The sequence below is a fragment of the Silvimonas iriomotensis genome (genome assembly GCF_014645535.1).
Lineage (GTDB): Bacteria > Pseudomonadota > Gammaproteobacteria > Burkholderiales > Chitinibacteraceae > Silvimonas > Silvimonas iriomotensis.
Genome location: NZ_BMLX01000001.1, coordinates 1,146,356 through 1,171,496 on the forward strand (window position 1 = coordinate 1,146,356; position 25,141 = coordinate 1,171,496).

The window sequence follows — 25,141 nt, forward strand, 5'->3', positions numbered from 1 at the left end:
TCGATTTGAGTGATCGAACAACCCAGTCAAAACGAAACCACGGGTCTCACGAAGCATTCGTCGTAATCCGGCAAAGGCAAATCGGTTTATCTGAATTGATTGAGCCAGCCTCGGTTTCAAAGTTGTAGAAGTGCAAACTTCTGCATTGTTATCCGCAAACGGAGATAGTCCAAATGAAAAAAATCATGGTTGCAGCTCTGGCTGCTGCTTTCGTTACCCCGTTGGCTCTGGCTGACGTGACCATCTACGGTTCTATCCGTGCTGATCTGGAATACGATCACTTCGGCGACCACAACGGCGTTTCCCCGACCAACGCTGGCGCTACCCGCATCGTTGATTCCTCCTCCCGCATCGGCTTCAAGGGCGTGGACAAGTGGGACAACGCTGGCTGGGCGACTATTTGGCAAGTTGAAACCGGTATCGGCGCTGCACCGGCTTCTGCTGACCAGAACGGCACCAAGCCGAAGGCTTTCGGTGGCGGTTCCTGGGGCGGCCGTAACACCTTCATCGGTTTCACCGGCACTGACTTCGGTACCTTCCGCGCTGGTAACTACGACAGCACCTACAAGAACACCTTCACTTCTTCCAAGATGTCCCCGCTGTTCGATGACTTCCTCGACAGCACCGACTTCAAGGGCAACAAGGGTACTTGGGGTCAACTGCAAACCCGCCTGAACGACAACCTGGCCTACGAATCGCCGGTTTGGGGTGGTTTCCAGGTTCGCGCCAACATCGCTCTGGACGGTTCCCCGAGCGCTGCTGGTTCGGCTCCGATCTACGGCATCGGCGCTCTGTATAACTACGGTGGCTTCAACGCTGCTGCTGTTTACCAGTACGCCAAGAACCGTTCGTTCGCTCAACTGGGTGGCATCTCTACCGCTGACACCACTGGCACCACCAATACCGCTACTCCGCCTGTCACCACCTACAACGTGACCGACGGCGCGAAGACTGACGGTATCGAACTGGCCGCCGGCTACAACTTCGACTTCGGTCTGGGTCTGGGTCTGGGTTGGGAACACATCTCTACCGACAACAACGCTACCGTTGCCGGTCTGGGCAGTGGCACTCTGAGCTGGAACAACTACCTGGTTACCGGTAACTACTGGTTCAACCCGAAGTTCGAACTGCAAGCTCTGTACAGCCGCGCCAACAAGGTTTACTCGGTTGACGACCTGACTGGTCAACAGTACTCCCTGTCCAGCGTTTACTACCTGTCCAAGCAAACTCGTTGGTACACCTCCGCTGTTGGTCTGAAGAACAGCGGCAAGGCTACTGGCTACCAATTCGCCTTCCAGAACAACTCTGGTTCGCTGGTTGCCAAGAATGGCCAGACCAACTTCACCGTGTTGACCGGCTTCCGTTCGGATTTCTAATCCGAACTTAATGGTTGGTTGATTGCAAGGAAAACCGGGCTTCTGCCCGGTTTTCTTTTTGTTACTATGGCCTCATGTAGGCACCATGTAGGCATTTTGCAATCGTTACACCAATCTCTGCCTTAACAGGCCCAAAAGCATAAAGCCCGATCCAGTGATCGGGCTTTATGCTTTTTAAACACCGTCTGGCTGGTAAGTGCACCCACGTCCAGTGCATAGTCCGGACTACGACTTCAGATGGGTTCCGACGCTTGGGCTCGGGCCAGATAATGAGGCATCCACTTTGCGATGAAGCGCCCCTATCATCTACGGAGTCCCTCATGTCATCTGATCTGATTCCCAGCAATTCGTTGATCGTCCCCACACCCGAAGAAGGTCGTGCTCTGGCCATGAAGATGGCACGGTTAATCGTCAAGGCAACCCAGCCGGATGCGGCCATCCGCGAAGATCTGCGTGAAATCTACAGCCAGAACGCGGGGATGCTGTTGCAGACCTGTCAGATCGTGGCCACCGAGTTTGCGACGATCGCCGCGGCCAACAACTACTGGCGCAACTGACGCCATTCACCTAAAACAAGCAAGTCTAGGGCGAAGGCTGCAGACCCGGGTCAGCAGCATGATTGATCCCGCCTGATGCGGTCGATGGTTCCGGCCTGTTTCAGGGGCATCGGCCAGCACTCGGGATGGGCAGGTATGCCCGCCGCCAGATGAAACGGCCCTTTGAACGACGCAGATCGAGTACTTCCCCATCACAAGGACGCTCTTACATGGCCAGACTGGTTGCAGACGTACTCATCGACACGCTCGAAGCGCTGGGTGTCTCACAGATTTTTGGCGTCGCCGGGGATTCGCTCAACGGCATTACCGATGCGATGCGCCGTAAATCGGACATGCGCTGGGTGCACACCCGGCATGAAGAGGTTGCCGCGTTTGCAGCGGGTGCAGCGGCGGTGATCACAGAAGGTCTGGCGGTATGCGCCGGCAGTTGCGGGCCGGGCAATCTGCACCTGATCAATGGTTTGTTTGATTGCCAGCGCAACCACGTGCCGGTCTTGGCGATTGCGGCACATATCCCCAGCGGCGAAGTGGGTAGCGATTACTTCCAGGAAACCCACCCGCAGATTTTGTTCAAGGAATGCAGCGTGTATTGCGAGCTGGTCGCCACGCCAGAGCAATTGCCGCGCATGCTGGGCACGGCCATTCAGGCGGCGCTGACGCATAAAGGCGTCGCCGTACTGGTGCTATCGGGCGATGTGGCGCTGAGTGCAGCCACCGATGTGCCTGACCCGGTCTGGCCGCGCCAGGCCAAACCGCGCGTGTTACCCGCACAGGCCGAACTGGAACACATGGCGGCGTTACTCAATGCTGGCAAGAACATCACCCTCTTGTGTGGCGCGGGCTGCGCTGGTGCGCATGATGAAGTCGTGAAACTGGCTGAGGCACTGCAAGCGCCGGTGGTACATGCGTTGCGGGGCAAGGAATATATCGAATACGACAACCCCTACGATGTGGGCATGACGGGTTTGATTGGCTTTGCCAGTGGCTATTACGCCATGGAAAGCTGCGACACCTTGCTGGTACTGGGCAGCAGCTTTCCTTACCGGCAGTTCTATCCGCAAGACGCCAAAGTCATCCAGGTCGATCTGGCCGGCGAACGCCTCGGCTTGCGGCATCCACTGGCATTAGGTGTGGTGGGAGACGTGGGCCAGACCATTCGCGCGTTACTGCCCGCCTTGGCAGCGCGGAGCGATCGCACACATCTGGATCGTGCGCTGGCGCATTACAGCAAAACCCGCAAAGAGCTCGATGAACTGGCCGTGGGTCATGCCGGGCGCAAACCGATTCACCCCCAGTATCTGGCGCAGCGGGTTAGCGAACTGGCCGCGCCGGATGCCATCTTTACTGCCGATGTCGGCACGCCCACGCTCTGGGCGGCACGCTATCTCAAAATGAATGGCCAGCGCCGGCTGATTGGTTCGTTCAACCACGGCTCAATGGCCAACGCGCTGGCGCAAGCGCTGGGTGCCAAAGCGGCTGCGCCACAACGCCAGGTAGTGGCGCTATGCGGAGATGGCGGCCTGACGATGTTGATGGGAGATCTGATCACCGCCGTGCAGGAAAAGCTGCCAGTGAAGATTGTAGTGTTCAACAACGGCGCGCTGGGCTTTGTGGAGCTGGAAATGAAAGCCGCAGGCTTCCTTGAAACGGCCACCGAACTGGTTAACCCGGATTTTGGGGCCGTGGTCACCGCCATGGGCTTGTATGGGCAACGGGTCGAAGACCCAACTGATCTTGATGCCGCACTGGAGCGCGCTTTCACCCACGATGGCCCGGCACTGATCGACGTGGTCACCAATCGGCAAGAGCTGGCCATGCCGCCTAAAGTGACCTTCTCCCAAGCGCGCGGCTTCAGTCTGTATGTCGCCCGCGCCATTCTGGACGGCCGGGCTGGGCAAGTGCTGGAGCTGAGCCGTACCAACTTATGGCGCTAGGCAGACTGCTAGTGAGCGACTGAAGAGGTGCGCCGCGCCAAGCGGGGCTGGATATTGGCATGAACGCGCGATCCAGCCCCTCCTCGCCACTTGTGCACAGGGTTTAGTTGCGGCCGCCGTTCGCCTTGATCACCTGCCCATTGATCCATTCACTTTCCGGGCCAGCCAAAAAAGACACAATGTTCGCAATATCCTCAGGCTCCCCAAGCCTGCCCAGCGGAATGGCATTGATTGCGCTCTTCGCCGCTTCAGCCGTCCGGCTGTTAAAAAACATGTCGGTTGCGACCGGGCCGGGTGCAACGGCATTCACCGTTACCCGGCGGGAACCCAGTTCTTTTGCGAGGGTATGAGTCATCGCTTCGACCGCAGCCTTGGTCGCGGCATAAACACCACCGCCCGGCGCGTAATTCCCGATCAGGCTGGTTGAGAAATTGATAATCCGGCCGCCATCGCGCACACGTCGAGCCCCCTCGCGCATACCGTTGAAAGTGCCCGTCACATTGACTGCCATCAATTGCTGGAAGTCCTCATCGCTCACTTCAGCCAATGGCGCCATTTTGGCAACGCCAGCATTGTTCACCAGCACATCAACCGGCCCAAACTCGGCTTCTGCAAAATCAAAGAGGCTGATGACCGCGGCGGAGTTTGCCACGTTTGCTTGAATGGCTTTTGCAACACCGCCTGCAGCCTCGATGGCCGCGACCACCTTTTCGGCACCTTCGCGGCTATTCGCGTAGTTGACCACCACCTGAAAACCGTCAGTGGCAAGGCGGATGGCCAGCGCAGCGCCAATCCCTTGCGAGGCTCCGGTCACGATGGCGGTTCTGGTTTCTTTGGGCATTTGAAGCACTCCAATGGTTGGGATAAGACCCCTGATGTTATCGGTTTTCAATACCTTGAACCGAGGCTGGGTCATTGATAAATGAGGTCAGTATGGCCATGGTTTGTTGTGGCGCCTCTTCCATCAGCCAATGGCCCACACCGGGGATGACAATGCCTTGGGCGTTGGGGTCGATCAATTTGCCCTGTCCGATCAGAAACACCCCAGCGGATTTTTCACCGGCTACAGTCAGGAGTGGCATGGTCAGCGGCGTTTTTGAGAGCTCGCCAAAGTCTTTCGCATCCAGTTCAAATGCGTGAAACCACTCAAAACCCGCATGCATCCGGCCTGGTTTTGCGTAAACGGCCGTCCATTGCTCGCGCGTATGTTCTGGCACAGCGTGTTGTGGATCCGCAGCAAAATCATTCCAGAAATGATCAAGATAGATGCGCTCGCGGCCTGCAGTGAGTTTTTCTGCGGTATCACCGTAAAAGTGGAAATGCCATTTGTCCTGCCGCTGCCAGGTTTTGTACCAATCTCCTACTCCCGGCAAGAAAGACTCCATCAGCACTACGCTGTCGGTTTCATCCGGGTACTGGGCGGCATAGGCATAGGCCACCATCAGGCCGATGTCATGCCCAACGATTTTGACTTTTTTGTAGCCCAGTTGCTGAACCAGCGCGTGGATGGACTGGGCCATGGCCACCTTGGTGTAGGCCGGCAAAAATCCACTTTGCCCCGCTCCCGGTAAATCCGGGGCGATGACGACTCGTTGGGGCGCGAGTTGCTGCATCAGTGGAATCCACATATCACTTTCTTCGGCATAGCCGTGCAGCAGTACAACCGGCGTGCCGTTGCCCGAACCTGTTTGCAGATAATGGATGGGCACACCCTCGACGCTACGGGTATGTTGTTCGACCTGTTCGGCTGCCTGCGTGCCCGCCAGAACCAAAGCAAACGCAACGAGTGCCAGCAAGCGTTGAATAGATTGAGCCATGATTTATCTTCCGTGGAGTCTTGACGGTTTGATATTGCCCCCGTCAGATCGCCGTGCCGTTTCACGGGATGAGCCAGCATGTGCGAAAAAATTGCACATGCTGGTCTGGCACGGCGCAAGCACTCACTTCTTTGCGGCAGCCTTAGCCAATCGGCGACCTGCCATGGCACACATGGGACAAAAACCAACCAGGCCGGTGGCCACGATTCCCAGTGCAGAAATGGCGACAATCCAGCCAATCATTCCCGGCCAGTAGTAAACAGCCAGCGCTGCAACAACGAGGCCGGCAATCACGCGCAGAATGCGCTCCCAGTTCGGGAGATTTTTTGCGTAAAACATGGTGCTTAACATGGCGTTTCTCCTTGTGGTTTAGGCAGGAACTGTTTGCCAAAACAGGCTGGCATCAACGCTCCACCACAGGAAAACTACGCCGCCATGGGCAACCCCGGATCAACAGTCAGTCTGCGTTGCAGCTATCACCATCGAGATAGACCGGATGCCGGGGGGGCACCAATAAAAACCCGTCTCCGGCAGCCCCAGTTAGCATGGACTCCGGAGATTATTGCCGGGAACGGGGCCCGCGCATTTGGGCCGGAGTACGCCCGTTACAGCGCAAGCAGGCGCGCTCAAAATGCGCCATATCCACAAAACCCGCTTGCCGGCCGATCTCGGTTTCAGTCAGCCGCGCCCAAACAGGCGAAGTCAGTAACTGGGTGGCCAGGTCTATCCTCGCCGCCAGCAGGCTGGTTGCAAAGGTCTCAGAAAACGCGGATAAGGCCGCATGCAGATCGCTCTCGGAGACGCTCAGGAACGCCGCAATGTCGCTGGCGGTCAGCATGGGCTCGCCACACCGCTGCACAATACAGTCATGCACCGCGTCGCGCAGTGCCCGATCGGCCGCCTTGGGCGGATTTACATCACCTGAGTTCATGGCCAGCAATGCACCAATCTGATCGGCCAGCACCGCGTGCGGCACCGGGGCGGAGGCCACAAACTCCGGAGACAGGCAGCTCAACACACTCGACAAGGTCTGCCCCCAACCCTCGCCCCTGGAAATGGGCCGTCCCACCAGCAGGCTGGGATCTGGTAGCCAGGCATTGACCCAATCCACCGGCAATTTCAGATTGACGATGTCAAAGCGGGTATTAATCTCGATGTCGTGAGCAACTTGCGAGTCGGTCAATACCACGTCTCCGGGCATCAGCAGATGATGCCCGCGATGCACCAGTCCCCAATTGTTTTGCACGCTGACCAGCAAGTGATAGCTGTGTTCCTGGCTATAGCTCAACTCCCGGCGCGCCCGGTGACTATTGTGAGATGTGCCTTTGCAGCGGGTTACAGAAATCGACCCGAGTGACGTCGCAGTCAGCTGCGCAGAAAAGTCGCGCTCGTTGGTGCTATCGACACTCATGGGCGTCAGCGCAAGACTCAGGGCATTCGCCCAATAGTCAAAGCGCTGCGGGCGAGGAACTTCATTCGTAGACCAGACCTGGATGACGGGGTGTTTTTCGTGATTGTCCGTTGCCATGTGATGCACCATTGCCGTTTTTGTGAAGTTACCTGAGGTGGCCAGTCAGAGCAGGCCAGTCCCCCACGCTTATGCTATCTCCCGGCGCGGGCGCTAGATGGCCGTTGCCTGCCAACCTGTCAAAAGACATGGCTTGTATGTGCCATCAGGCATCGGATCGTGTGCCTTGCACCTGCCGGACCTGGGCCGGTGTCGTCCCCACGTGCTTGCGGAACACCCTGCCGAAATGGGAGGCGTCCGTGAAACCAGCGCGTCTGCCGATTTCTGCAGTGGTCAGTCGTTTGAACGAGGGGGATGTCAGCATGCGCAGGGCAACGTCCACCCGCGACGACATCAATAAATTGCCGAAAGTCTCTCCCCGGCCGGCTAGCGCCCGATGCAGCGTTCGGGGCGAAATATTCAAAGCCTGAGCTATTTCGGCGGCAACCAGCGCCGGATTGACGCAGTGCTGGGCGACACAATCGCGGATTTTGTCGCACAAGCTGATTTCAGGTCGGGATGGGGGTTCGGTCGTGGTGTCCAGCTCGCCCGCGGTCAACGCCAGCAACGCCCCCAACTGATCAGAAATGACGTCTCGCGGCACGGGGGAGCGCTGGATGGCCTGAGGCGTCAATTGCGCGGCAAACGCGCACAAGGCCTTGCCCCAGCCAAAGCGTGAATCGATACGACGCCCCAGCAGCACAGACGGTCGGGCCACCCATTGTTTGACGAATATTTCAGATAACTTGAGGTTCACGACATCCGACACCTCGGGCAATTCAAGCCGCATGTCAATCCTAGAGTCGTAGAAAAGAGCATCGCCTGGCGTCGCGGTCAGTTTGTTCAGGTGCGTGAAATGGATACGGGAGTTCAGGTTCACAAACAGATGGAACACCCGCTCTTCGCTTTGCGCGATTTCACGCTTTCCCCTGGCCGAGACATGTTCGCAAGCGGCCAGGCGAAATGCGGAGTTAGTTCCGAAATCGGTCCAGGTCACGGTGATGTCAAATTCATTCCGCATGCAGCTGTCCACTTTCAGCGGCGTGAATGATTTCGCCATGACCTCGGCAAAACAACCAAAGCGCTCTTGGGCGGGAATCTGGGAAGAGGCCCACTTCTGAATCTGGCGAATAGGGGTATCCATCATTTTCTTCCGTCAAAAACTGGACTGTTTTGGCTTATTTGCGCGAAGCAGCGCGCAATTCCGTAGGGCTCAGGCCAATGTGCTTTTTGAAGACGCGCGCAAAATGGGAGGCGTCGGCAAAGCCCGAACGTTTACCAATCTCGCCGGCGTTGAGCTTGTCGTAGAGTCTAGAAATCAGCATCCGTCTTGCGACCGCAATACGCGCCGCCATCAACACCGCCGCGAAGGTCTCGCCATGCGCCGCCAGCGCACGGTGCAGACTGCGCGGAGAAATATTGAGTGCTGTAGCCACATCGCTCGCGACCAGACGCACTTCTGAGCAACGCATCCTGATGCAGTCGTGAATTCGCGGGCGCAGCCCCGGCGCTGCTGCGTAATGGGCGGCCCCATCAAAATGAGATGCTGCCAGGGCCAGTAATGCGCCAAGCTGGTCAACGATCAACTCTTGCGAGAACGGCGGACGCACCACAAATTCTGGCGTGAGCTGACCGGCAAACGCACACAGGGCAGCACCCCAGCCTGCTTTTGAATCGATACGGCTGCCCAGCAACACGTCAGGATCGGATACCCATTTGCCGACGAAGTCTTCGGTCAGGCGCAGATTGACGATCTCGAAGGTCGCGGGTGTATCCAGCGTCATTCTGGTTCGGGAGTCGTAAAAGAGCGCGTCATCGGCACGGGTCACAAACCGGTTCACGTTGTCGAAATGCATTTCGCCAACGCGGTTCACCAAGAGATGAAAAACCCTCTCTTCACTGCGTTCTATGTCGAGGACTGACCGGACCGAGGCATGCGGGCAACCGTGCACATTAAAGACGGTATTTCCCGCCAGGTCGGCCCAGCGCATATCCAGTTCAAACGCTTCCGTAGGGCAATGCACCACCCGCAAAGGGGTCATTGCCTTGGCCATGGTCTCGGCATATTGATCAAAGCGATCAGCCAAAGGCAGGTCAACGGCGGACCATGAGCTCACTGATTGGCCGGTATTTTCCATGTGGACCCATCTCTCTCGAAATTTTCTGCCCAAGGCCGATGGCAATTTATGCCATTCGCATAAATTTGAACGACAACTGAAGTCATTAAAACCCTAGCCTTCCATGTTAGCCGCAGCCCTATCACCCAGTGGCATCAACCCGGACTTTAGATAGAGAAATCCGTGCACCAATCGCAGTATTTCGGTGCGTCATGCCATGGGTTGCGCGCCTCTGATCATGACTTTGACATAAAAAGGGCCGCTTGGAACGTCATTAAAGCGACATGGCACGATCAGCCCAACTTACCGCAGCCGAATGGCATTTACGATCCAGATGACAGGGATGCCGGTGCTTAGACTTTAATCACCTGCACTGCAGGCGGCTGGTCCTCAGCCCCTGGGTGGTTAGTCCGTTTCTTCAAATGCCGGAGGGTTAGTTCCATGGATACACGATCAAACATCAATATTGATATTGTTCACGCCGATCAATTGATCAGCCTTGGACTGGGTGAAGTCATGACCCGGTTTGCCGAATTCAAATACCGCATCCGTCCGCGTTTGCCGATTAACCAGTTCGAGCCTGGCGTCAGTGACGTCATCGTTGCGGACTACGACTTCGCACTGGAATTCGTCGAGCGGCAAAAGGGGGTTTCGCACTACCCAGCTTATGCACCGCGCGTCATGGTGTTGACCTCACGAGATCTGGAGTGGGATGTCCGTCGGGCCATGAACGTGGGCGTTCACGGTTACATGCTGTATGGCGCCACGGCGGACGAACTCCGGGTCGCGATCCACCGTTTGGTGGACCAGGGCATTTATGTCTGCAATGCCGTTTCACAAAATCTGGTGAACACCTTGGGGCATGAGGCGCTCACCCCCCGCGAAATGTCTGTCCTTGAGCAAATTTCACGTGGTGCCGGAAACCAGGACATTGCTGAAACGCTAGGCATTTCCGTGGGCACCGTCAAAACCCATGTTGGCGCCATCCTTGGCAAATTGCGAGCCAACTCTCGTACCGAGGCGGCGTCGATTGCGCTCGCACGTGGTCTCGTTTCGACCGCACGCAACTACTCAGACAAACACGCCCGTCTCCTGCCCCCCTTTGGCAGTGCAACTCTCGCCTCTGCAGGCGCTGCAGGCTGAACAACCCATCCTAAATCATTCGAAATTTTCGCACGACCTGATTTGATTCATGGCACGGCACCGAACAGGCCGGGTTGCACAATAGCTTCAAGGTCAAAACGAGACCTGGCTGTTTTTTCTACCTACATTTATATCTGGAGACGCATCATGCAACGTTTTGAAGGCAAAACTGTTCTGGTTACCGGTGGCAGCAGCGGCATCGGTCTCGCAACCGCTCAAGCCTACGCCAAGGAAGGCGCGCAAGTTGTCATTACCGGGCGCGACGACGCCACATTGGCTACAGCTGTGGCCGCAATCGGCAGCAAAGCCATTGCCATCCGTGCGGACTCGCAAAGTCTGGCTGATGCCAAAGCTCTGGGCCAAAGCCTTGCGAGCCGCAACCTCCGTCTTGATGCCGTATTCATCAACGCGGGCATCGCCAAATTTGCCGGTCTGGCAGATGTAACTGAAGACTTCTTTGATGCGGCTTTTGGCATCAACGTCAAAGGCCCCTTCTTCCAGATCCAGGCCGTTGCGCCGTTGCTTAACCGTGGCGCAGCCATCGTGTTGAATGGTTCGATCAACGCGCATATTGGCATGCCCAACACTGCCATCTATGCCGCAAGCAAAGCCGCGCTGGTGTCGCTGGCCAAAACCTTAAGTGCTGAATTGCTCCCACAAGGTGTGCGCGTCAACGTGGTAAGCCCGGGCCCGGTTGCCACCCCGCTGTACGGCAAACTGGGCATGGACTCCGATACGCTCACAGCCGTAGCCGAAAGCATCCGCGGGCAGATTCCGCTGGGGCGTTTTGGTACGCCGGAAGAACTGGCCTCCACCGTTCTGCACTTGAGTGCCCCGGAATCGGCATTCATTGTTGGCACTGAAATCATCGTTGATGGTGGGATGAGCCAACTGTAACAGTACGGGAATGCCCCGCCGGGCCAATCGTGCCCGGGCGGGGTATCTGAGCCGAAATTTGGGTCGAGGTGAGAAAACATCGGACTGCTGTCAGGTCATTCCCCAGCGGCTCTTTGCGGTGCTTTTATTTGCCGATCACCTGATCAAGCCCGCGGTCTTTAGCGCGGGCTGTATCTGCAACCACCTGCCAAAACCAGATGGCAACGATCATCGCCCCCACAAAAACGAGGCCATATCCCGCTATCTGTTGGTCATCAAGCCGATAGTAATTACACAGCCGCGCAGCGGGGTCCTGAAAGATCAGTCCAATGGTCACCGTCATCATGCTCCAGGTGATCAGAAAGTACGCCTGCAAAGCACGTCCGCTGACATGCCAAGACTGCTGTAGTGCAAGCCCGGCGGCCACCAGCACCAGCATTTTCAGGGCATCGACGTCTATTTGAGCTACGGCCTGATCCAGCGCCGCCGGGATCATCCAGAACGCTGTCACGAGCGATGCAAAAACGAGTCCGCTTAAGCCAAATCGGTTAACAAGAGCCGCCTTGCGCTGCCAGGGAAGTGGCAACCTGGCGCCCAGCCAAACTCCACCCAATACCAGCACTGGGAACTGCCCAAGCATATGTAGCCACATTCGGGATTCAACCGTGTGCCGGCTACCCCAAACCGCACCAATCAGTGCACCAATCAACAGTGCCACGCGATAACGCCGGATTGCACGCCGCAGATCATAGACCTTCATGTGTGCAGGTCCAGAGCATGGGCCAGCGCCATATCAAAATCATCGAGGTTGTAGATATGTTCAAGCCGGGCGTTGCGGTCCACTACATGAATGGCTGCATTGTGGATAAACCCACCGTAGCCATCGGGGATGACCACAATCCCAAACTGACGGAGCAGCAGATCCAGACTGGCGCGGTCCGTCACAGTCGCAAAGTGCCACACGGCGGGATCGGCATGCATGCGGCTGGCGTAGCTGGCCAACACGGCAGGAGTGTCGTGCTGCGCGTCAAAGCTGATGCTTAGCAGCCTGACTTTTTGCTGCAGTCCATGTTGCTCGATGTGGGTTTGTGCCTGCTGAAATTGCTCCCCAAGCACGGTACAAACGCTATTGCAGCGGGTGTAGATAAAGTCGATCAGTACCACACGTCCATCCAGACGCACATACTGATCAAGCCGCTGCCGCTTGCCTGTTTCATCCATGATCTGCAGTGAAGGTAGTGGCAAGGGATGATCCATGATGGCGTGCCGGCGCAACATCTCCGTCGTCCAGCCTTCAAAGCCGCGCGTCAGTAGAGCGGTTGTGACCAATGCAAATAACAGCAGGCAGCAGGTCAACGTGATCGTGGGCCCAAGGCTGCCATTGATCCCGTCAGCGATATTTTTCAAGATCTTGCCCACCATTCCACGGCGTGGTTTGAGCCTTGGTTAGATCACGGCCTTTCGCGACTGCAGCCGTGTCTATCGCCACGCCTTTATTGCCCCACTGGCTTCTCACGTGTGTGGCCACAGCGGCAATTTCAGCATCAGAAAACTTGGTGCCGAAGTTGGGCATCTCGCCGTTGAATGTGTTGCCCTTGACCGTAATGCTGCCCTTAATGCCATGCAGCAGAATTTGAACGGTGACATCCGGCTTGCCGTTGAGATATTCGGACCCTGCCAACGGCGGAAATGCACCGGGCACACCCAAACCCGTGGCCTGGTGACATGCAACGCAATTAGCCGCAAACAACGCAGCCCCGTCCGCTGTCGCGCTTTTTGCCGGCGCGGCCATATCCGCCAGCACCCGCTGATCTCCCCATGTACCTGGCAGATTCAGCGGTGTTTCGGCGATATAAACGACGCCAAAGGTAAACAGGGCCGCAATCACCAGCATGATGGCAAACGGCAATGGCTTGACCTGCTCGTTGGGATCGGGGTTTTCGCGCCGCTGCTGCACGGCATCGCTTTCTTGCTGGCTCATCGAAACACTCCCTGATTCATGACTGCCCTGCAGTTGCCGGCGCAGAGGCTACTGGCGGCAACACGGGCGCGTTATCGATGGGATAGGTGTGATCCAGCGACAACAAGTAGGCCACCAGATCAAGCGCTTTGGGTGTCGCCACCACCACCCCCGAAGCCGGCCGCCACGCTGGCGGCAGTTGCACGACCTTGTCGCCCGGTTCAGCTTTAGACTTGATCACAAACAGGAAGCGATAGCTGGGCATGATGCTGTCTTTGACATAAGCCCGAGGCTGATACAGGTGCCCAAGATGCCAGTCCACGCTGGGTTGCCGCGCAGCAATATTGAAGAGGTCCGGCCCGGTGCGCATCGTGCCCAGTAACACCGGGCGATCGTAGTAATAGTCCGCGGCAATCGGCGCCCTGCCCCAGCCACGCTTGAGGTCAGGCGCCTGACTAAGGCTGCGCGGCTGTTGAGAATGGCAAGCCATGCACTCGTTTTGCAGATAAATTTCACGCCCACGTTGGGCTTGTTCCGAGTACGGTTTGAGTTTGTCTGGCGGGCGCAGGTCACTAACTTCCGTATACGGAATCACGATCAGTACCGTGATGGTCAGCCCCATCATGAAAGAGGCCCCGACCAGCAAATCTTCACTGTTCATCAAGTTCATAATGCGGCCCCTTCTTGTTGGAGCGGCTGTACAGCCAGATTCGGTGCCAGACCCGGCGGCATCGCGTCGCGCCAGAATAGAGCTTGGGTATGCCGCTTGGGGCCTAGCTTGAACACCATGGCCAGCACATGCACCGCAAACACCACGTGCCCTAACGTCATCATGCCGCCGCCGATGGAGCGGCCGATCAGCCAGGGGCGGGTCACGATCACAGAATCAATAAATGGCTTGCTGGCATCCAGCATGGCTAAGCCCTGCAACACACCTCCGATGGTGAGCGCCGTGAAATACAGCCCAAAGCCAAGTACCACCAACCAGAAATGCAGCTGGATCGCCCACGGGTACGGCCATTCCCACCCGCGCACCCGGGGCAGGATGAAGTAAAACGCGCCAAACATGACCATGGTCACGAAGCCGTACAGCCCGAGGTGGGCGTGTGCCACGGTAAAATGCGTGAAATGTGTAACGGTATTGATGGATCGCAGCGCCTCAAATGAGCCCTGCAAGGAACTCAGTGTGTACATCATTCCGCCGATCAGAATGAAGCGCAGCGTAGGTGAATGCACCCACATGCGGAAATGACCGCGCATGGTCATGTGCTGGTTGATGGTGAACGCAGCGACCGGGATGATCATCATCATGCTCTGCACGATGGATAGCGTGATCAACCACGCTGGCGCAGGACTGCCCTCCAGGTGGTGCCCGCCTACCTGGCCATAGAAAAAAGCCAGCGTCCAGAAGCCCAGCAAAGACAGGTTGTAGTTCTCAATGGGACGACCAATGATCTTGGGGAGCAGGTAGTAAATGGTTGCCAGTGACAGCGGCGTATAGAACAGTCCCAGTACGTTGTGACCAAACCACCAGTTTGCGGTAGCTTGTTCGATCCCGACGTGCACCGGCATCTTGGCCACGATCAACAGCACCGGAAACCAGAACAAAGCTGCCGACATATACCAGACCGAAACATACAGATGCCGGGTACGCCGGTGCCCGAGAGTATCGAGCAGCGGGATGCCAACCATCGCACCGCCCACCACCATGCCTGCGGCAATAGGCAGTGGAATTTCCAGCCACTCCAGACCGCTGTTGTAACCCGTAGCAATGGCAACAAGGCCGGCAATCAGGGACAAGTTCCAGATCACCCCACCCAGAATGGCCCACTGTCCGCTGCGCAAAGGGGTCTTCAAAAGTCGCGGGAGTATCCAGATGCAACTGGAAAGACAGGCCATCGGAGCCCAGCCATAGGCAACTGCATTGAGGTGAATGGTCCGGGTGACGCCAAAGCCGAGCCACATGGCACCTGTCAGCCAGTCAGGCTGGTGCAGTTTGATGGAACTGATTAGTCCGAAAGTCGAAGCAACGAGCAGCCATAGCACTGCCGCCGTCATCATGATCAGCACAATCAACGAGGTGGATTTATCTGATTCGATGCGCGCCAGAATGTCCGCCTCATCGACATGCAAACCAATCTGGGCATGGCCTGTGCTGGTGGACTGCAGCCTTGCCCTGCTAGTCGCTGTGCCGGCCGGGTCTTCAACGAGGCCGACTTCGCCTTCGCTAAAAATCTCGCTGGCCGCTTCTTCTCCCCCGGTCAAGAGACTGCGGCCATTAGACCAGATGAAAAACATCAGCCCCAAAATGGCAATCACGAAGGCTGATAACAACATCCCCAAGGCATTCATGTTCATCGTCCCTCAACTTGGTGTGAGGGAACCTTAAGCGGGGCTCGGGCGGGCCACATCCACCCTTGGTAATACCCGGCACCCCACAGGCCGCTGAGGCTTATTTGCCGTGAAAAAATTTACTGGTAGTTATGGCTTTGGGCATAGATCAAAGGTCTTAGGTCGATCGCATAACACATGTGCGACACCATCGAACGATTCCGGCGCGTTTCCGGTGTGTCACGCTGAGCAACAAACCTCAGACTTTTACTGGTGACTCCCACCCATCTGGCATCAAGGAATCAAGGCCATGAATCGATACCCTCTTCTTTCCCACGGTCTGACCACTGTCATTGCAGTACTCATGCTGGTTTTTCCTGGCAACACAATCGCAGCGCCTTCCGGAAGTCCTATCCCTGCAGCTGTAGCCGCTGCCACCGCCCGCATTACTGATGGAAAAGTCGAAGTAAATGGCGTGCGCTACCACTACCTGGTCGCCCAAGGTCACGGTACGCCGGTGGTTTTGCTGCATGGCTGGGGTTCAACCTCATACATGTGGCGGTTTGTAATGCCGCAACTGGCGGCACGCGGCTATACCGTGATCGCGCCAGATTTGCGCGGGCTGGGTGACACCAGCAAACCGGCCACTGGCTATGAAAAGGCCAATATCGCGGACGATATTCACGAACTGGTCGCCAAATTGGGCTATGGCCCTGAAATCAATATTGCCGGGCATGATATGGGCGGGATGGTGGCTTATGCCTACGCGGCCCAGCACCCTGCCGAGGTGAAAACACTAACGATTCTGGATGTGCCGTTGCCAGGCATCCCGCCCTGGAATGAGATCGTCCAGACCCCGCGTGTATGGCATTTCGCCTTCTTCGGGCAACGTGATGTCGGTGAGATGCTGATGGCCGGACACGAGAAAGAATTCATGGCTTGGTTCCACAACAACGAAGCGGTGAACTCACGCGCATTTACCAATGAAGTGGAGGCCGTCTATGCCCGCCAGTACAGCATGCCCGGTGCCATGCGCGCCGGTTTCGAGTACTACCGCGCCTTCCCGCAAGACGTGATTGCCAACCAGAAATTTGCCGAACACAAATTGACCATGCCGGTATTGGGTATTGGCGGTGACGGCAGCTTCGGCCCGATTATTGGCGCGCACCTGCAGAACGTGGCCACCGATGTTCATGTGGCGCAGATCAAGGGATCAGGTCATTGGGTGGCCGAAGAGCAACCAGAGCAAGTGACGGCAGCACTAGTCGCATTCTTGCCGCCTGCTGGCAATTGAAACCTGGTTGTGCAAGGCGGCTGGCTAACGCGTCAATCCATCGACCAGACGCTGTGCCAGCCGCGGCTGCTGCAGTTTTTCGAGCCACCACTTCAAGGCTCGACCGGCCAGTTCTTCGCGCCAGGCAACGTACAGGATATTAGGCTCGCGTGGTTGGGCGGTGCGCTTTTCGACTAGCTTTCCCTCCTGTAACAGGTGTTCTACCCGATGACGCGGCAACCACCCCACACCTAGCGCTTCGCACTGGGCCAGCATCTTGGCCCGCATGCTGGGTACTGCTAGCGCGGGTTGCCCACCCAGTACGCCATACACGCGACCCTCCGTTTGCCTGGAGCTATCTGCCACCACCACGGCGCGGTGCGCAGAGATCGCCTCACGGCTCAACGGCTCTGGCATGGCCGCCAACGCATGTTTGGAAGAAACAGCGAAGACCCATTCCAGTCGACCCAACTCTCGCCAACTCACGCCGGGCATCTTTTGCGGTTCGTTGGTGGCACCAATGACCAGATTGGCGCGGCCGTCCCGCAGCGCCTCCCAGGTGCCACCCAATACTTCATTGGTAATACGTAAAGGAACGCCGGACTGGAGTTCATCAAAATCCCTGATGACCGGCAACAAGGTTTCGAACTCCATCAGCTCGTCAGTGACGATCCACAGGCGCTCTTCCCACCCATTGGCTACCTGGCGTACCCGCTGCATGGTTCGGGCCGACTCCTGCTGCAACCGCGCGGACTCATCCATCAGCAGGTTACCAGCCGGCGTGAGTTGCAATCGGTAATTGCGCCGATCAAACAGTAAGGCATCGACGCGAGATTCTAGCTGGCGGGCGGCATGCGACACCGTAGACGGCGCTTTGCCCAGCTTTGCCGCCGCCCGTGAAAGGCTGCCGGTATCTCGAATGGCCTGGAGCAATGCCAGCTCTTCTGCCTGCAACATGTTCGAAAGTCTCGCACGAAATCGGTCTTTCGATAGTACGGCAACGGGCACGTTCTGGTCGAGTATATGGGCAAGCACTCACTGGCCTTGCCAGAGCAACCGGAGACTTCCCATGACACTGAAATTCTATTTCCACCCATCCCCCAACCCGATGAAGGTGGCTTTATTGCTCGAAGAACTGCTGGTCTATTACGAACTGATCGCCGTTGATACCTTCAAGGGCGAGCAACACGAAGCCGGCTATTTGCAGATAAATCCTAACGGCAAAGTACCCGCGCTGGTGGATGGCGACACTACCGTGTTTGATTCACACGCCATCTTGCTATACCTCGCAGAAAAACATGGCCAGTTCATGCCGACTGATCCCAACGAACGTGCCATTACCCTGTCTTGGTTGATGTTCGTCGCTACCGGACTGTCTCCGTTTTCTGGCCAGGCGGTGCATTTCCTGCATCACTCCCCTGAAAAATTGGCTTATGCCCAGAACCGGTACCTCAAAGAGGTTCAGCGCCATTACACGGTGCTGGACCGTCGCTTGGCCGTCTCTCACTACCTGGGTGGTGATAGCTATACCGTTGCCGACATGGCATTCTGGGGCTGGGTGAATGTGGCCGGTTACATCCTTGGTGAAAACGGGCTGGATGCTTACCCCAACGTGAAACGACTTTACGAAGAGGTGTCTGAGCGCCCTGCAGCAAGGCGGGCTCGCACCCTCAAAGATCGCCTGACGCTGAAACAGGATTTCGACGAGGAAACCCGTCGCGCCCTGTTTCCGCAGAACGAGCCAGCTTGATTCGCCCGATAGACCAATCCCCAAGGAGAAGCAGCCATGCAAATCTCACCCCCATCACTTGATGGCCAATTGCGCTTGAGCAATCTCGCGCTCGCCGTCGCCGACTTGCCGAAAATGGTGAATTGGTACCAGTCCGTTCTAGGGTTCAAGGTCGACACGGAAGGCGAGTTTCCGATCGTCGGTGCCCGCTATGCCGTACTGGAAGGCGCAGGCCTGCGGATTGAACTGATTACACGTACGGGCGCAAACTTCCGGCCGGTTGACCGCAGTCCGCCACCGTTTCATCTCTCGCAACTGGGTTGGAAGGCTTTGGTACTGCATAGCGAAGACCTGAAAACTACCACTGCTGTTTTGCGCGCCCATGATGTCGAGATTTGCTGGGCTGAAGAGAAAACCACGGAGCATCTCAAATCCACGCTGATTCGGGATCCTGAGGGCAATTTCATCAATATTTTTGGCCCCTTGCAGGACGACTGACGCGGGATAAACGTGACATCTCCTCTTTTGGGTCTGGACCCGCACCCGGCGTTTGCGGAAAGATTCAGGGCATGGACATTCACATCACCCTGCAGGGTAAAACCGATCTGGCCGGGCAGATTTACCGTCAACTTCGCGCTAGCATTGTTGATGGTCGTCTGGCGGCGGGCGAGCGTTTGCCCTCTACTCGCGATCTGGCCAGTCAGCTCAGTGTGTCGCGCAAGACCACGCTGGATGTGTTTGAACGGCTGTTGTCAGAAGGCTTTTTGCAAAGCCGGCCAGGTGATGGCACTTTTGTGGCGGATGGTCTTCAACGCATTCCAGTCAGCTCACCGATCGTTCATCGTGCTCGCCCGACTGCCTTGTGGGAGTCTTTGCCCGCCGCTCTATCCATGCCTGAATTTGGCAGCACTCCGCCGCTCGATTTTCTGGGGGGTGTGACTGATAAATCGCGCTTTCCGTTTGAGCCTTGGCGGCGCTGCCTGAACCACGCCCAAAGACAACAGGCCCGTGGTCGGGCTGCATATCACGACCCTGCGGGCGAGCAAGAACTGAGGCTGGGGATTTCCCGCTATCTGGCTTTCAACCGCGCAGTCACCAGCAATTGGCAAGACGTGATCGTGACGCATGGCGCGCAGCAGGCACTGGACTTGTTGGCGCGCGTCACGCTGAATCCGGGTGATGTCGTTGCCATGGAAGAGCCTGGCTACCCACCCGCACGTGCCTGCTTTACTGCGGCCGGTGCAAAAGTCATCAGCGTGCCTGTCGATGCGGAGGGTCTGCGAGTCGATCTATTACCCAAGGAAGCCCGGCTGGTTTACGTGACTCCCTCACACCAGTTCCCCTTGGGGATGCCGTTAAGCCTGGATCGGCGCCTTGCCTTGCTGGAATGGGCGCAGAACACCGGGGCCGCCATTATTGAAGACGACTACGATGGCGAATTCCGCTTTGATGGACGCCCACTGGAATCGCTCAAGTGCCTGGATCGATTTGGTCTCGTGGCCTATGTCGGCACGTTCTCCAAGACCATGTTTCCGGAGTTGCGGGTGGGTTATATCGTTCCACCGCTGTCCCTTTCTGCTGCGCTATTGAAAGCCAAACAGATTGTCGACTGGCACAGCTCTACCTTTACGCAGGCGGCCATTGCCCGCTTCATACTGGACGGCGATTTTGCCAAGCATTTGCGGCGTATCTACAAGCAATACGAAGCGCGACGTGACTTATTGCTGAAACATCTGAATGGGCCGCTCGGCGCTTGGCTGGAACCAGTCATCCCTGCTGCCGGCATCCACCTTACCGCCTTGCTAAAACAAGGCCTGACTGAAAGCAGCGTCATCGCGGCCGCGAGCGAACAAGGTGTGGGCCTGTATGGCATTTCGAGCTTCTACGCTGACACAGAACCCCGCCAAGGCCTGTTGTTCGGCTACGGCGGCATCAGTGAAGAAGAGATCGAAATCGCATTGAACAAGTTGGCCGACGTCTTCCGTTCTCTTGAATGAACTGCAGATGCAGATCTGTTACTTAGAGAGAATCCAATTAAAGCTGCCAGCGGTTCCCGTGAAGATGCAAAACCCTCCATTGGCTGACGGCTAATCGGCCGAAGCGGACAAAAGTATTGCCATGCCCGAGTGTCCGCTTCAATCCAGTAGCCGCCACCAGGTGCCTTTGTGCCAAGTACAAAGGACTGGATGCTCAATCGTGCAGCTACTCAAACCCGGGGTGACATCGGCCTGTCGCTATCATGCTTCAAGGTGGCAGAAATCATGCTTGAGGAGGATCGTCGCAGCCCAAGATGGGGTTTTGCGGAGAACGCCAGGAAATAGTTTTGATGCTGCCGAAAACCAACCCTTCATCGCGAAGATGTTGGAAGACAGCGGTCGGGTGCCAACCTGCGAGTTCGTCAATGAAAGGAAAACCAAGCTTCTGCAGCTCAGTGAGTACTGCGGCCAAATCTTGCTTTGAGTGGTATGGCACGGCAAATGACCCGGCTTCGCAAGTGGCACCGAGAGTCGTTAGTTCTGATTGAAGCCTGGCGGATGAACACTGAACATGCACTGTGTCCCCAAAAACTGCTGAAACGTAATCCATAAATCCCCAAGTGCACATGTCGGCTTCAGTGCCTCCCAGCCGCACACCTTTGTTGCCGAGCGAATCTATTTTGCACAAACTAGCCATCATCAATATCTCAGAACCGGCATTCTGACGCGCACTTCTGTACAAAGTGTCCCTGAATCAATAGCACTGCATGCATACAGACGGGCGGAGTAGATGGTAACGACACCTCCATACTATTTTGAGGCATAAAGCGTGACCGATTTCAGCGCCGATAAAATGATCCCCAAAGCTCGGTTGGCCCTAATCCTCCAGGCAGCCTTTGTTGCTATTCATTTATAGATCACCGAACCACAAGCCATGAGCTACGACCTTTACCTGAAGCCACGTAACGGCACGATCGATCGCACGGCACTGACCCAATACTTCACCAATCGCCCAGGATATAAAACTGAGGGAGGAGAAGTCTGGTACCTCAATGAGGAAACCGGCGTCTATTTCTATTTCAACTTCGCCGAAAAAACAGCCGTCGACAGTAAGCAAGCTACAGCAGAGGAAGAGGCAGAGGAGGAGGATGAATTCCAGAGTTACCCCATTGCCTTCAACCTGAACTATTTCCGGCCTTCATTCTTTGTTCTGGAAGCCGAGCCGGAAGTGACTGCATTGGTCCGTCATTTCGATCTCGTGGCAATGGACCCGCAGATGGATGGAATGGGCGTTGGTGACTACAGTGCAGAAAAGCTGAAAACCGGCTGGCTTTACGGCAATGACACAGGCTATCGAGCCTATATCGGCTTGCAAAAGTCCACGGAGCCGGTATTTCACCTACCTGGCGAACAGCTTGAGCGAAGCTGGCACTGGAACCGTCATCGGGACAACTTCTATCAATCGCTCGGCGTGGATCAGTTTGTGCCAATGATCATGTTTATGGCTCGGGATAATCAGGCCGTAACGATGTCTGTCTGGCCCGACGGCATTCCAGTGGCAATGACACCTGTTGATTACGTCTGCATTGTGCGCAAGGAACACACGCCAACCCGTTTCTTTCGCAAGCAGCCGCAAGATATGGTGATCGTACCTTGGGCAGAGGTAGAACCAGTCTTGCTCGCCCACGGCAAATCCATTGCCAACGGTAAGGCCATCAGTGTGAATTACACGACACCACCAAAAGAAGTGATCAAGTTTGTGACATCACGGGTAAAGCAGGATTGGACACCCGTACGCTTGCGCGCCGATCAGGTGCTCAACAGTGAGATCTATTTACGCTTTGCAGAAGAAGGCAAGGAATAACCGGATTGGATGGGTCAATATGCAGCAGGCTTGCATGAAAAACCACGAATAACGAAAGCGATCATGACTAAATTCCGACGTTGGTGGCTGCCGATCGTTTGCTGTCTGGGCCTGTTTGGCGTGCCATATGTTCACGCAGATAGCAAAGAAGCTTGGGCTGTCGCAACAGCAACGCGGCCCTCAGATGGGCACAAGATCATTTACCGGTACCGGGCCACCTTCGGCCCCGGTTTCAGTAAATCGCAATATCCGGAACGGATCACTGTTTCATGGCTGTACCCGACCACCAGTGGTATGCCAAGCCATGACGATTCTATAGCTATGGGGCAGATGGAAGATTTGTTAGCCCCGGTAACAGACACGGGTTCACTTTCTTATCTGGCGCTAGTCACGACCGGCGAGGGCGTACGCGAGTGGGTGTTCTACGCCAAATCCCGGACACAGTTCATGCAGCAACTCAACGCAGCCCTGCAGGGACATCCCCGCTTTCCAGTAGAGATTGATCTTCAGTCCGATCCCAAGTGGACACGATACGAAGAAATAGTGGGGCGAATGGCGAAAGGATCTTAAAGATGAAAAGCGCATGCTGGTCCAGCCCCGCGTCGATAGACGCGAGTTAAGCACCATGGGTGGTTCTGGTCATTTTTGCCAACCAGAGTCTGCTTCTCTCCGTATACCAGCCGTCCGCGTGGGTGGGGCCGAATGACTGCTTCGGCCGACAAGCAGTCGAGTCCTCTCCGATCAATCTGCAACAAGCTCCTGTGATCTGGCGTCGACTATCCATCAATCCCAGGTCGCAGATCGACGCCCCACTTTTGAAGCAGACCCAACTGGCTACCTCAAAATACGCAAAAGTGGACATTTTTCCAGACCACTGCCAAGTCTAATCTTGCTCCTGTCAGCGCACCTTTACGCGCTCAATCCCACAGGAGCAAAACATGGAACAACGTCTCGATTTCTACAAAGCCAACAGCAATGCCATCAAGGCAATGGTTGGACTTGAAGAGCGCATCGGCAAATCCGCCCTGGAAAAATCCCTGATCGAACTGGTCCGCCTGCGCGCTTCGCAGATCAATGGCTGCGCATATTGCGTTGACCTGCACTCCAGTGACGCCCGTAAGAGTGGCGAAACCGAACGCCGTCTGGCGACGCTGGTGGTCTGGCGCGAAACCCCCTTCTTTACCGATCGCGAGCGCGCTGCGCTGGAGTGGACTGAAGCACTGACCCTGGTTTCCGCTTCCCACGTGCCAGATGCCGTCTGGGCCGCTGTCCAGCCGTATTTCAGCGAAGAAGAGATCGTCGATCTCTCCCTGCTGGTCATTGCCATCAACGGCTGGAATCGTTTGGCAATCGGCTTCCGTAAAACACCGGCCTGAGGACAAACATCATGCGTGCCTTTGAAAAAAACCTGAGCGTCCGGTTCATGTTTGCTGCAGCCATTTTGGCCGCTGCAGCCTGGGTCCCGGTCCGGGCTTATGCCCATGACGCTGGCGAAGAAACCGTGACGCCAGTCATGAAGCAGGATATTCCGCCGCAATCGGGCGACCACGTCTTGATCATCACGGTGAATTACGCGCCGGGCCAGATTTCAAAGGCGCACATGCATGCAGGGCCCATCTTCGCCTACGTGCTGGAAGGCCACATCACCTCCCAACTGGGTGATGAACCGGCAAAGACCTATGGACCAGGTGAAAGCTGGTACGAAGCGCCGGGCACGCATCACCTGGTGTCGCGTAACGCGAGTGACTCTGAGCCGGCCAAGCTGCTGGTGTTCTCGATCCTGGATGGCAATCACCCCGTGAAGCAGCCCATCCCTGCGCAATAAATCCACACTGCCGGGCGCACTGGCAATACGTCGGTTTGAGGTGTGCGGCAGGCTGAAAGGCTTGCTGCCTCCCCTCCACTCTTGCGCCCGCCGGATTGAGGAAACGAACATGTTGACCACTACCCGTCGTTATCACGAAGCGCTGGCGCAAACCGAAGCGCGCGACTCAGAAATCCTGGGACTACGCGCTCAACTTGCACACAAAGATGCGCAATTTGCCGCCCAACTGGAAAAGCTGACCGGTCTGGAACTGCAACTGGCACGGCTCCCGCGGCTGTTCAGCGGACTGGCCCGTTTTGGCGATTCGCTGACCACCACGGGTAGCTCGCAACGGCGTCTGGCCAATATCCTGACTGATGAGCGCCAGGCTGCGCAGCAACTCAGCACGCTCTCGCTGGATTATCGCGGGCACTTCCTGCAGATGACGCAGACCTTGCATGAAGTGAGTGCCAAGCGAGCCGAAACCGGCGCGGCCATCCAGCGACTGAATGACCATAGCGACCAGATCGGCCAGATGGTGGAGTTGATCGGTGCCATCGCCAAACAAACCAATCTGCTTGCCCTGAACGCCGCCATAGAAGCCGCCCGTGCAGGCGAAGCCGGCCGCGGTTTTGCCGTGGTCGCCGACGAAGTGCGCAAGCTAGCAGAACGCACCTCCACCGCTACAGCACAGATCAACGAAGTAATGGCGGAAGTACGTAAAGACACCAGCGACGCCTGGCAAAACGTGTCGACCAATGCCCAACTGATGGATCTGATGCTGGAGCAATCCGCTGAAGCCACCGGCGGCATGGACTCAGTGCTGGCATCGGTCCAGCAAATGAATGCAGGGCTGATCGAGTCCGCCGGACTGGGG

The 25,141-nt window shown here is 56.6% G+C and carries 25 protein-coding genes and 1 pseudogene; 14 read left to right on the forward strand and 12 right to left on the reverse strand.

The genetic code is table 11. The features are described 5' to 3' along the window. Positions 1-185 precede the first annotated feature (185 nt). From IEX57_RS05050 to poxB, 3 genes are all read left to right on the forward strand, one after another. Entirely contained in the window at positions 186-1,376 is a 1,191-nt protein-coding gene (locus IEX57_RS05050; protein WP_188702965.1) for a porin, read from the forward strand. Positions 1,377-1,696: 320 nt separating this feature from the next. After that, a complete protein-coding gene (locus tag IEX57_RS05055) occupies positions 1,697-1,933 on the forward strand; it encodes a hexameric tyrosine-coordinated heme protein (RefSeq protein ID WP_188687545.1) in 237 nt (78 codons plus the stop codon). Between the two features lie 209 nt (positions 1,934-2,142). After that, on the forward strand, positions 2,143-3,867 hold the full coding sequence (poxB, locus tag IEX57_RS05060; RefSeq protein WP_188702967.1) for a ubiquinone-dependent pyruvate dehydrogenase: 1,725 nt from the start codon (positions 2,143-2,145) through the stop codon (positions 3,865-3,867). A gap of 103 nt (positions 3,868-3,970) precedes the next feature. Here poxB and IEX57_RS05065 read toward each other — a convergent pair whose 3' ends face one another. The 6 genes from IEX57_RS05065 to IEX57_RS05090 form a co-directional block, all read right to left on the reverse strand. Further along, entirely contained in the window at positions 3,971-4,708 is a 738-nt protein-coding gene (locus IEX57_RS05065; RefSeq protein WP_188702969.1) for an SDR family oxidoreductase, read from the reverse strand. 37 nt (positions 4,709-4,745) lie between these two features. After that, complete coding sequence (locus IEX57_RS05070; RefSeq protein WP_188702970.1) at positions 4,746-5,684, reverse strand: alpha/beta fold hydrolase; 939 nt, start codon at positions 5,682-5,684, stop codon at positions 4,746-4,748. Between the two features lie 123 nt (positions 5,685-5,807). Then, positions 5,808-6,035 carry a YgaP family membrane protein gene (locus IEX57_RS05075; RefSeq protein ID WP_229708726.1) on the reverse strand — a complete coding sequence of 76 codons (228 nt, stop codon included), beginning with the start codon at positions 6,033-6,035 and terminating at the stop codon, positions 5,808-5,810. A 208-nt stretch (positions 6,036-6,243) separates the two neighbouring features. Next, positions 6,244-7,212, reverse strand: coding sequence for a helix-turn-helix domain-containing protein (locus IEX57_RS05080; RefSeq protein ID WP_188702971.1), 969 nt, complete (start codon positions 7,210-7,212; stop codon positions 6,244-6,246). A gap of 145 nt (positions 7,213-7,357) precedes the next feature. Further along, complete coding sequence (locus IEX57_RS05085) at positions 7,358-8,335, reverse strand: AraC family transcriptional regulator (protein ID WP_188702972.1); 978 nt, start codon at positions 8,333-8,335, stop codon at positions 7,358-7,360. A 34-nt stretch (positions 8,336-8,369) separates the two neighbouring features. Then, positions 8,370-9,329, reverse strand: a complete 960-nt coding sequence (locus IEX57_RS05090) for a helix-turn-helix transcriptional regulator (protein ID WP_188687539.1) — start codon at positions 9,327-9,329, stop codon at positions 8,370-8,372. Positions 9,330-9,749: 420 nt separating this feature from the next. On the opposite strand from IEX57_RS05090, the gene IEX57_RS05095 reads away from it, so the two are divergent. Both IEX57_RS05095 and IEX57_RS05100 read left to right on the forward strand, forming a co-directional pair. Further along, positions 9,750-10,451, forward strand: coding sequence for a response regulator transcription factor (locus IEX57_RS05095; RefSeq protein WP_188687538.1), 702 nt, complete (start codon positions 9,750-9,752; stop codon positions 10,449-10,451). 42 nt (positions 10,452-10,493) lie between these two features. Beyond that, a complete protein-coding gene (locus IEX57_RS05100) occupies positions 10,494-11,348 on the forward strand; it encodes an SDR family oxidoreductase (RefSeq protein ID WP_229708728.1) in 855 nt (284 codons plus the stop codon). A 124-nt stretch (positions 11,349-11,472) separates the two neighbouring features. On the opposite strand, the gene IEX57_RS05105 is transcribed toward IEX57_RS05100, so the two are convergent. The 5 genes from IEX57_RS05105 to IEX57_RS05125 are packed head-to-tail and all read right to left on the reverse strand — an operon-like array spanning position 11,473 to position 15,645. Further along, entirely contained in the window at positions 11,473-12,087 is a 615-nt protein-coding gene (locus IEX57_RS05105) for a hypothetical protein (protein ID WP_188702974.1), read from the reverse strand. After that, entirely contained in the window at positions 12,084-12,734 is a 651-nt protein-coding gene (locus IEX57_RS05110) for an SCO family protein (RefSeq protein WP_229708730.1), read from the reverse strand. Before IEX57_RS05110 ends, IEX57_RS05105 begins: the two co-directional genes overlap by 4 nt. Continuing rightward, a complete protein-coding gene (locus tag IEX57_RS05115; protein ID WP_188702978.1) occupies positions 12,718-13,308 on the reverse strand; it encodes a c-type cytochrome in 591 nt (196 codons plus the stop codon). Before IEX57_RS05115 ends, IEX57_RS05110 begins: the two co-directional genes overlap by 17 nt. Positions 13,309-13,324: 16 nt before the next feature. Continuing rightward, positions 13,325-13,948: a cbb3-type cytochrome c oxidase subunit II gene (locus IEX57_RS05120; RefSeq protein ID WP_188702981.1), complete on the reverse strand. Its 624-nt coding sequence runs from the start codon at positions 13,946-13,948 to the stop codon at positions 13,325-13,327. A gap of 5 nt (positions 13,949-13,953) precedes the next feature. Beyond that, the gene (locus IEX57_RS05125; protein ID WP_229708733.1) at positions 13,954-15,645 is read right to left on the reverse strand and encodes a cbb3-type cytochrome c oxidase subunit I; all 1,692 of its coding nucleotides are present in this window, start codon (positions 15,643-15,645) and stop codon (positions 13,954-13,956) included. A 448-nt stretch (positions 15,646-16,093) separates the two neighbouring features. Here IEX57_RS05125 and IEX57_RS05130 point away from each other — a divergent pair, with 448 nt between their 5' ends. Further along, entirely contained in the window at positions 16,094-16,912 is an 819-nt protein-coding gene (locus IEX57_RS05130) for an alpha/beta fold hydrolase (protein ID WP_229708737.1), read from the forward strand. Between the two features lie 24 nt (positions 16,913-16,936). On the opposite strand, the gene IEX57_RS05135 is transcribed toward IEX57_RS05130, so the two are convergent. Next, on the reverse strand, positions 16,937-17,848 hold the full coding sequence (locus IEX57_RS05135) for a LysR family transcriptional regulator (protein WP_188702985.1): 912 nt from the start codon (positions 17,846-17,848) through the stop codon (positions 16,937-16,939). 112 nt (positions 17,849-17,960) lie between these two features. On the opposite strand from IEX57_RS05135, the gene IEX57_RS05140 reads away from it, so the two are divergent. From IEX57_RS05140 to IEX57_RS21375, 8 genes and pseudogenes are all read left to right on the forward strand, one after another. Further along, entirely contained in the window at positions 17,961-18,641 is a 681-nt protein-coding gene (locus IEX57_RS05140; RefSeq protein WP_229708739.1) for a glutathione S-transferase family protein, read from the forward strand. Positions 18,642-18,677: 36 nt separating this feature from the next. After that, on the forward strand, positions 18,678-19,118 hold the full coding sequence (locus tag IEX57_RS05145; RefSeq protein ID WP_188702988.1) for a VOC family protein: 441 nt from the start codon (positions 18,678-18,680) through the stop codon (positions 19,116-19,118). Positions 19,119-19,189: 71 nt separating this feature from the next. After that, entirely contained in the window at positions 19,190-20,617 is a 1,428-nt protein-coding gene (gene pdxR, locus IEX57_RS05150) for a MocR-like pyridoxine biosynthesis transcription factor PdxR (RefSeq protein ID WP_188702989.1), read from the forward strand. A 913-nt stretch (positions 20,618-21,530) separates the two neighbouring features. Continuing rightward, positions 21,531-22,460: a hypothetical protein gene (locus IEX57_RS05155; protein WP_188702991.1), complete on the forward strand. Its 930-nt coding sequence runs from the start codon at positions 21,531-21,533 to the stop codon at positions 22,458-22,460. A 9-nt stretch (positions 22,461-22,469) separates the two neighbouring features. Continuing rightward, complete coding sequence (locus IEX57_RS05160) at positions 22,470-23,030, forward strand: DUF695 domain-containing protein (protein ID WP_188702993.1); 561 nt, start codon at positions 22,470-22,472, stop codon at positions 23,028-23,030. Between the two features lie 368 nt (positions 23,031-23,398). After that, the gene (locus tag IEX57_RS05165; RefSeq protein ID WP_188702996.1) at positions 23,399-23,836 is read left to right on the forward strand and encodes a carboxymuconolactone decarboxylase family protein; all 438 of its coding nucleotides are present in this window, start codon (positions 23,399-23,401) and stop codon (positions 23,834-23,836) included. An 11-nt stretch (positions 23,837-23,847) separates the two neighbouring features. After that, positions 23,848-24,285 carry a cupin domain-containing protein gene (locus IEX57_RS05170; RefSeq protein WP_188702998.1) on the forward strand — a complete coding sequence of 146 codons (438 nt, stop codon included), beginning with the start codon at positions 23,848-23,850 and terminating at the stop codon, positions 24,283-24,285. Between the two features lie 484 nt (positions 24,286-24,769). Beyond that, positions 24,770-25,060, forward strand: a pseudogene (locus tag IEX57_RS21375) (methyl-accepting chemotaxis protein); the annotation flags it as partial. Positions 25,061-25,141 lie beyond the last annotated feature (81 nt).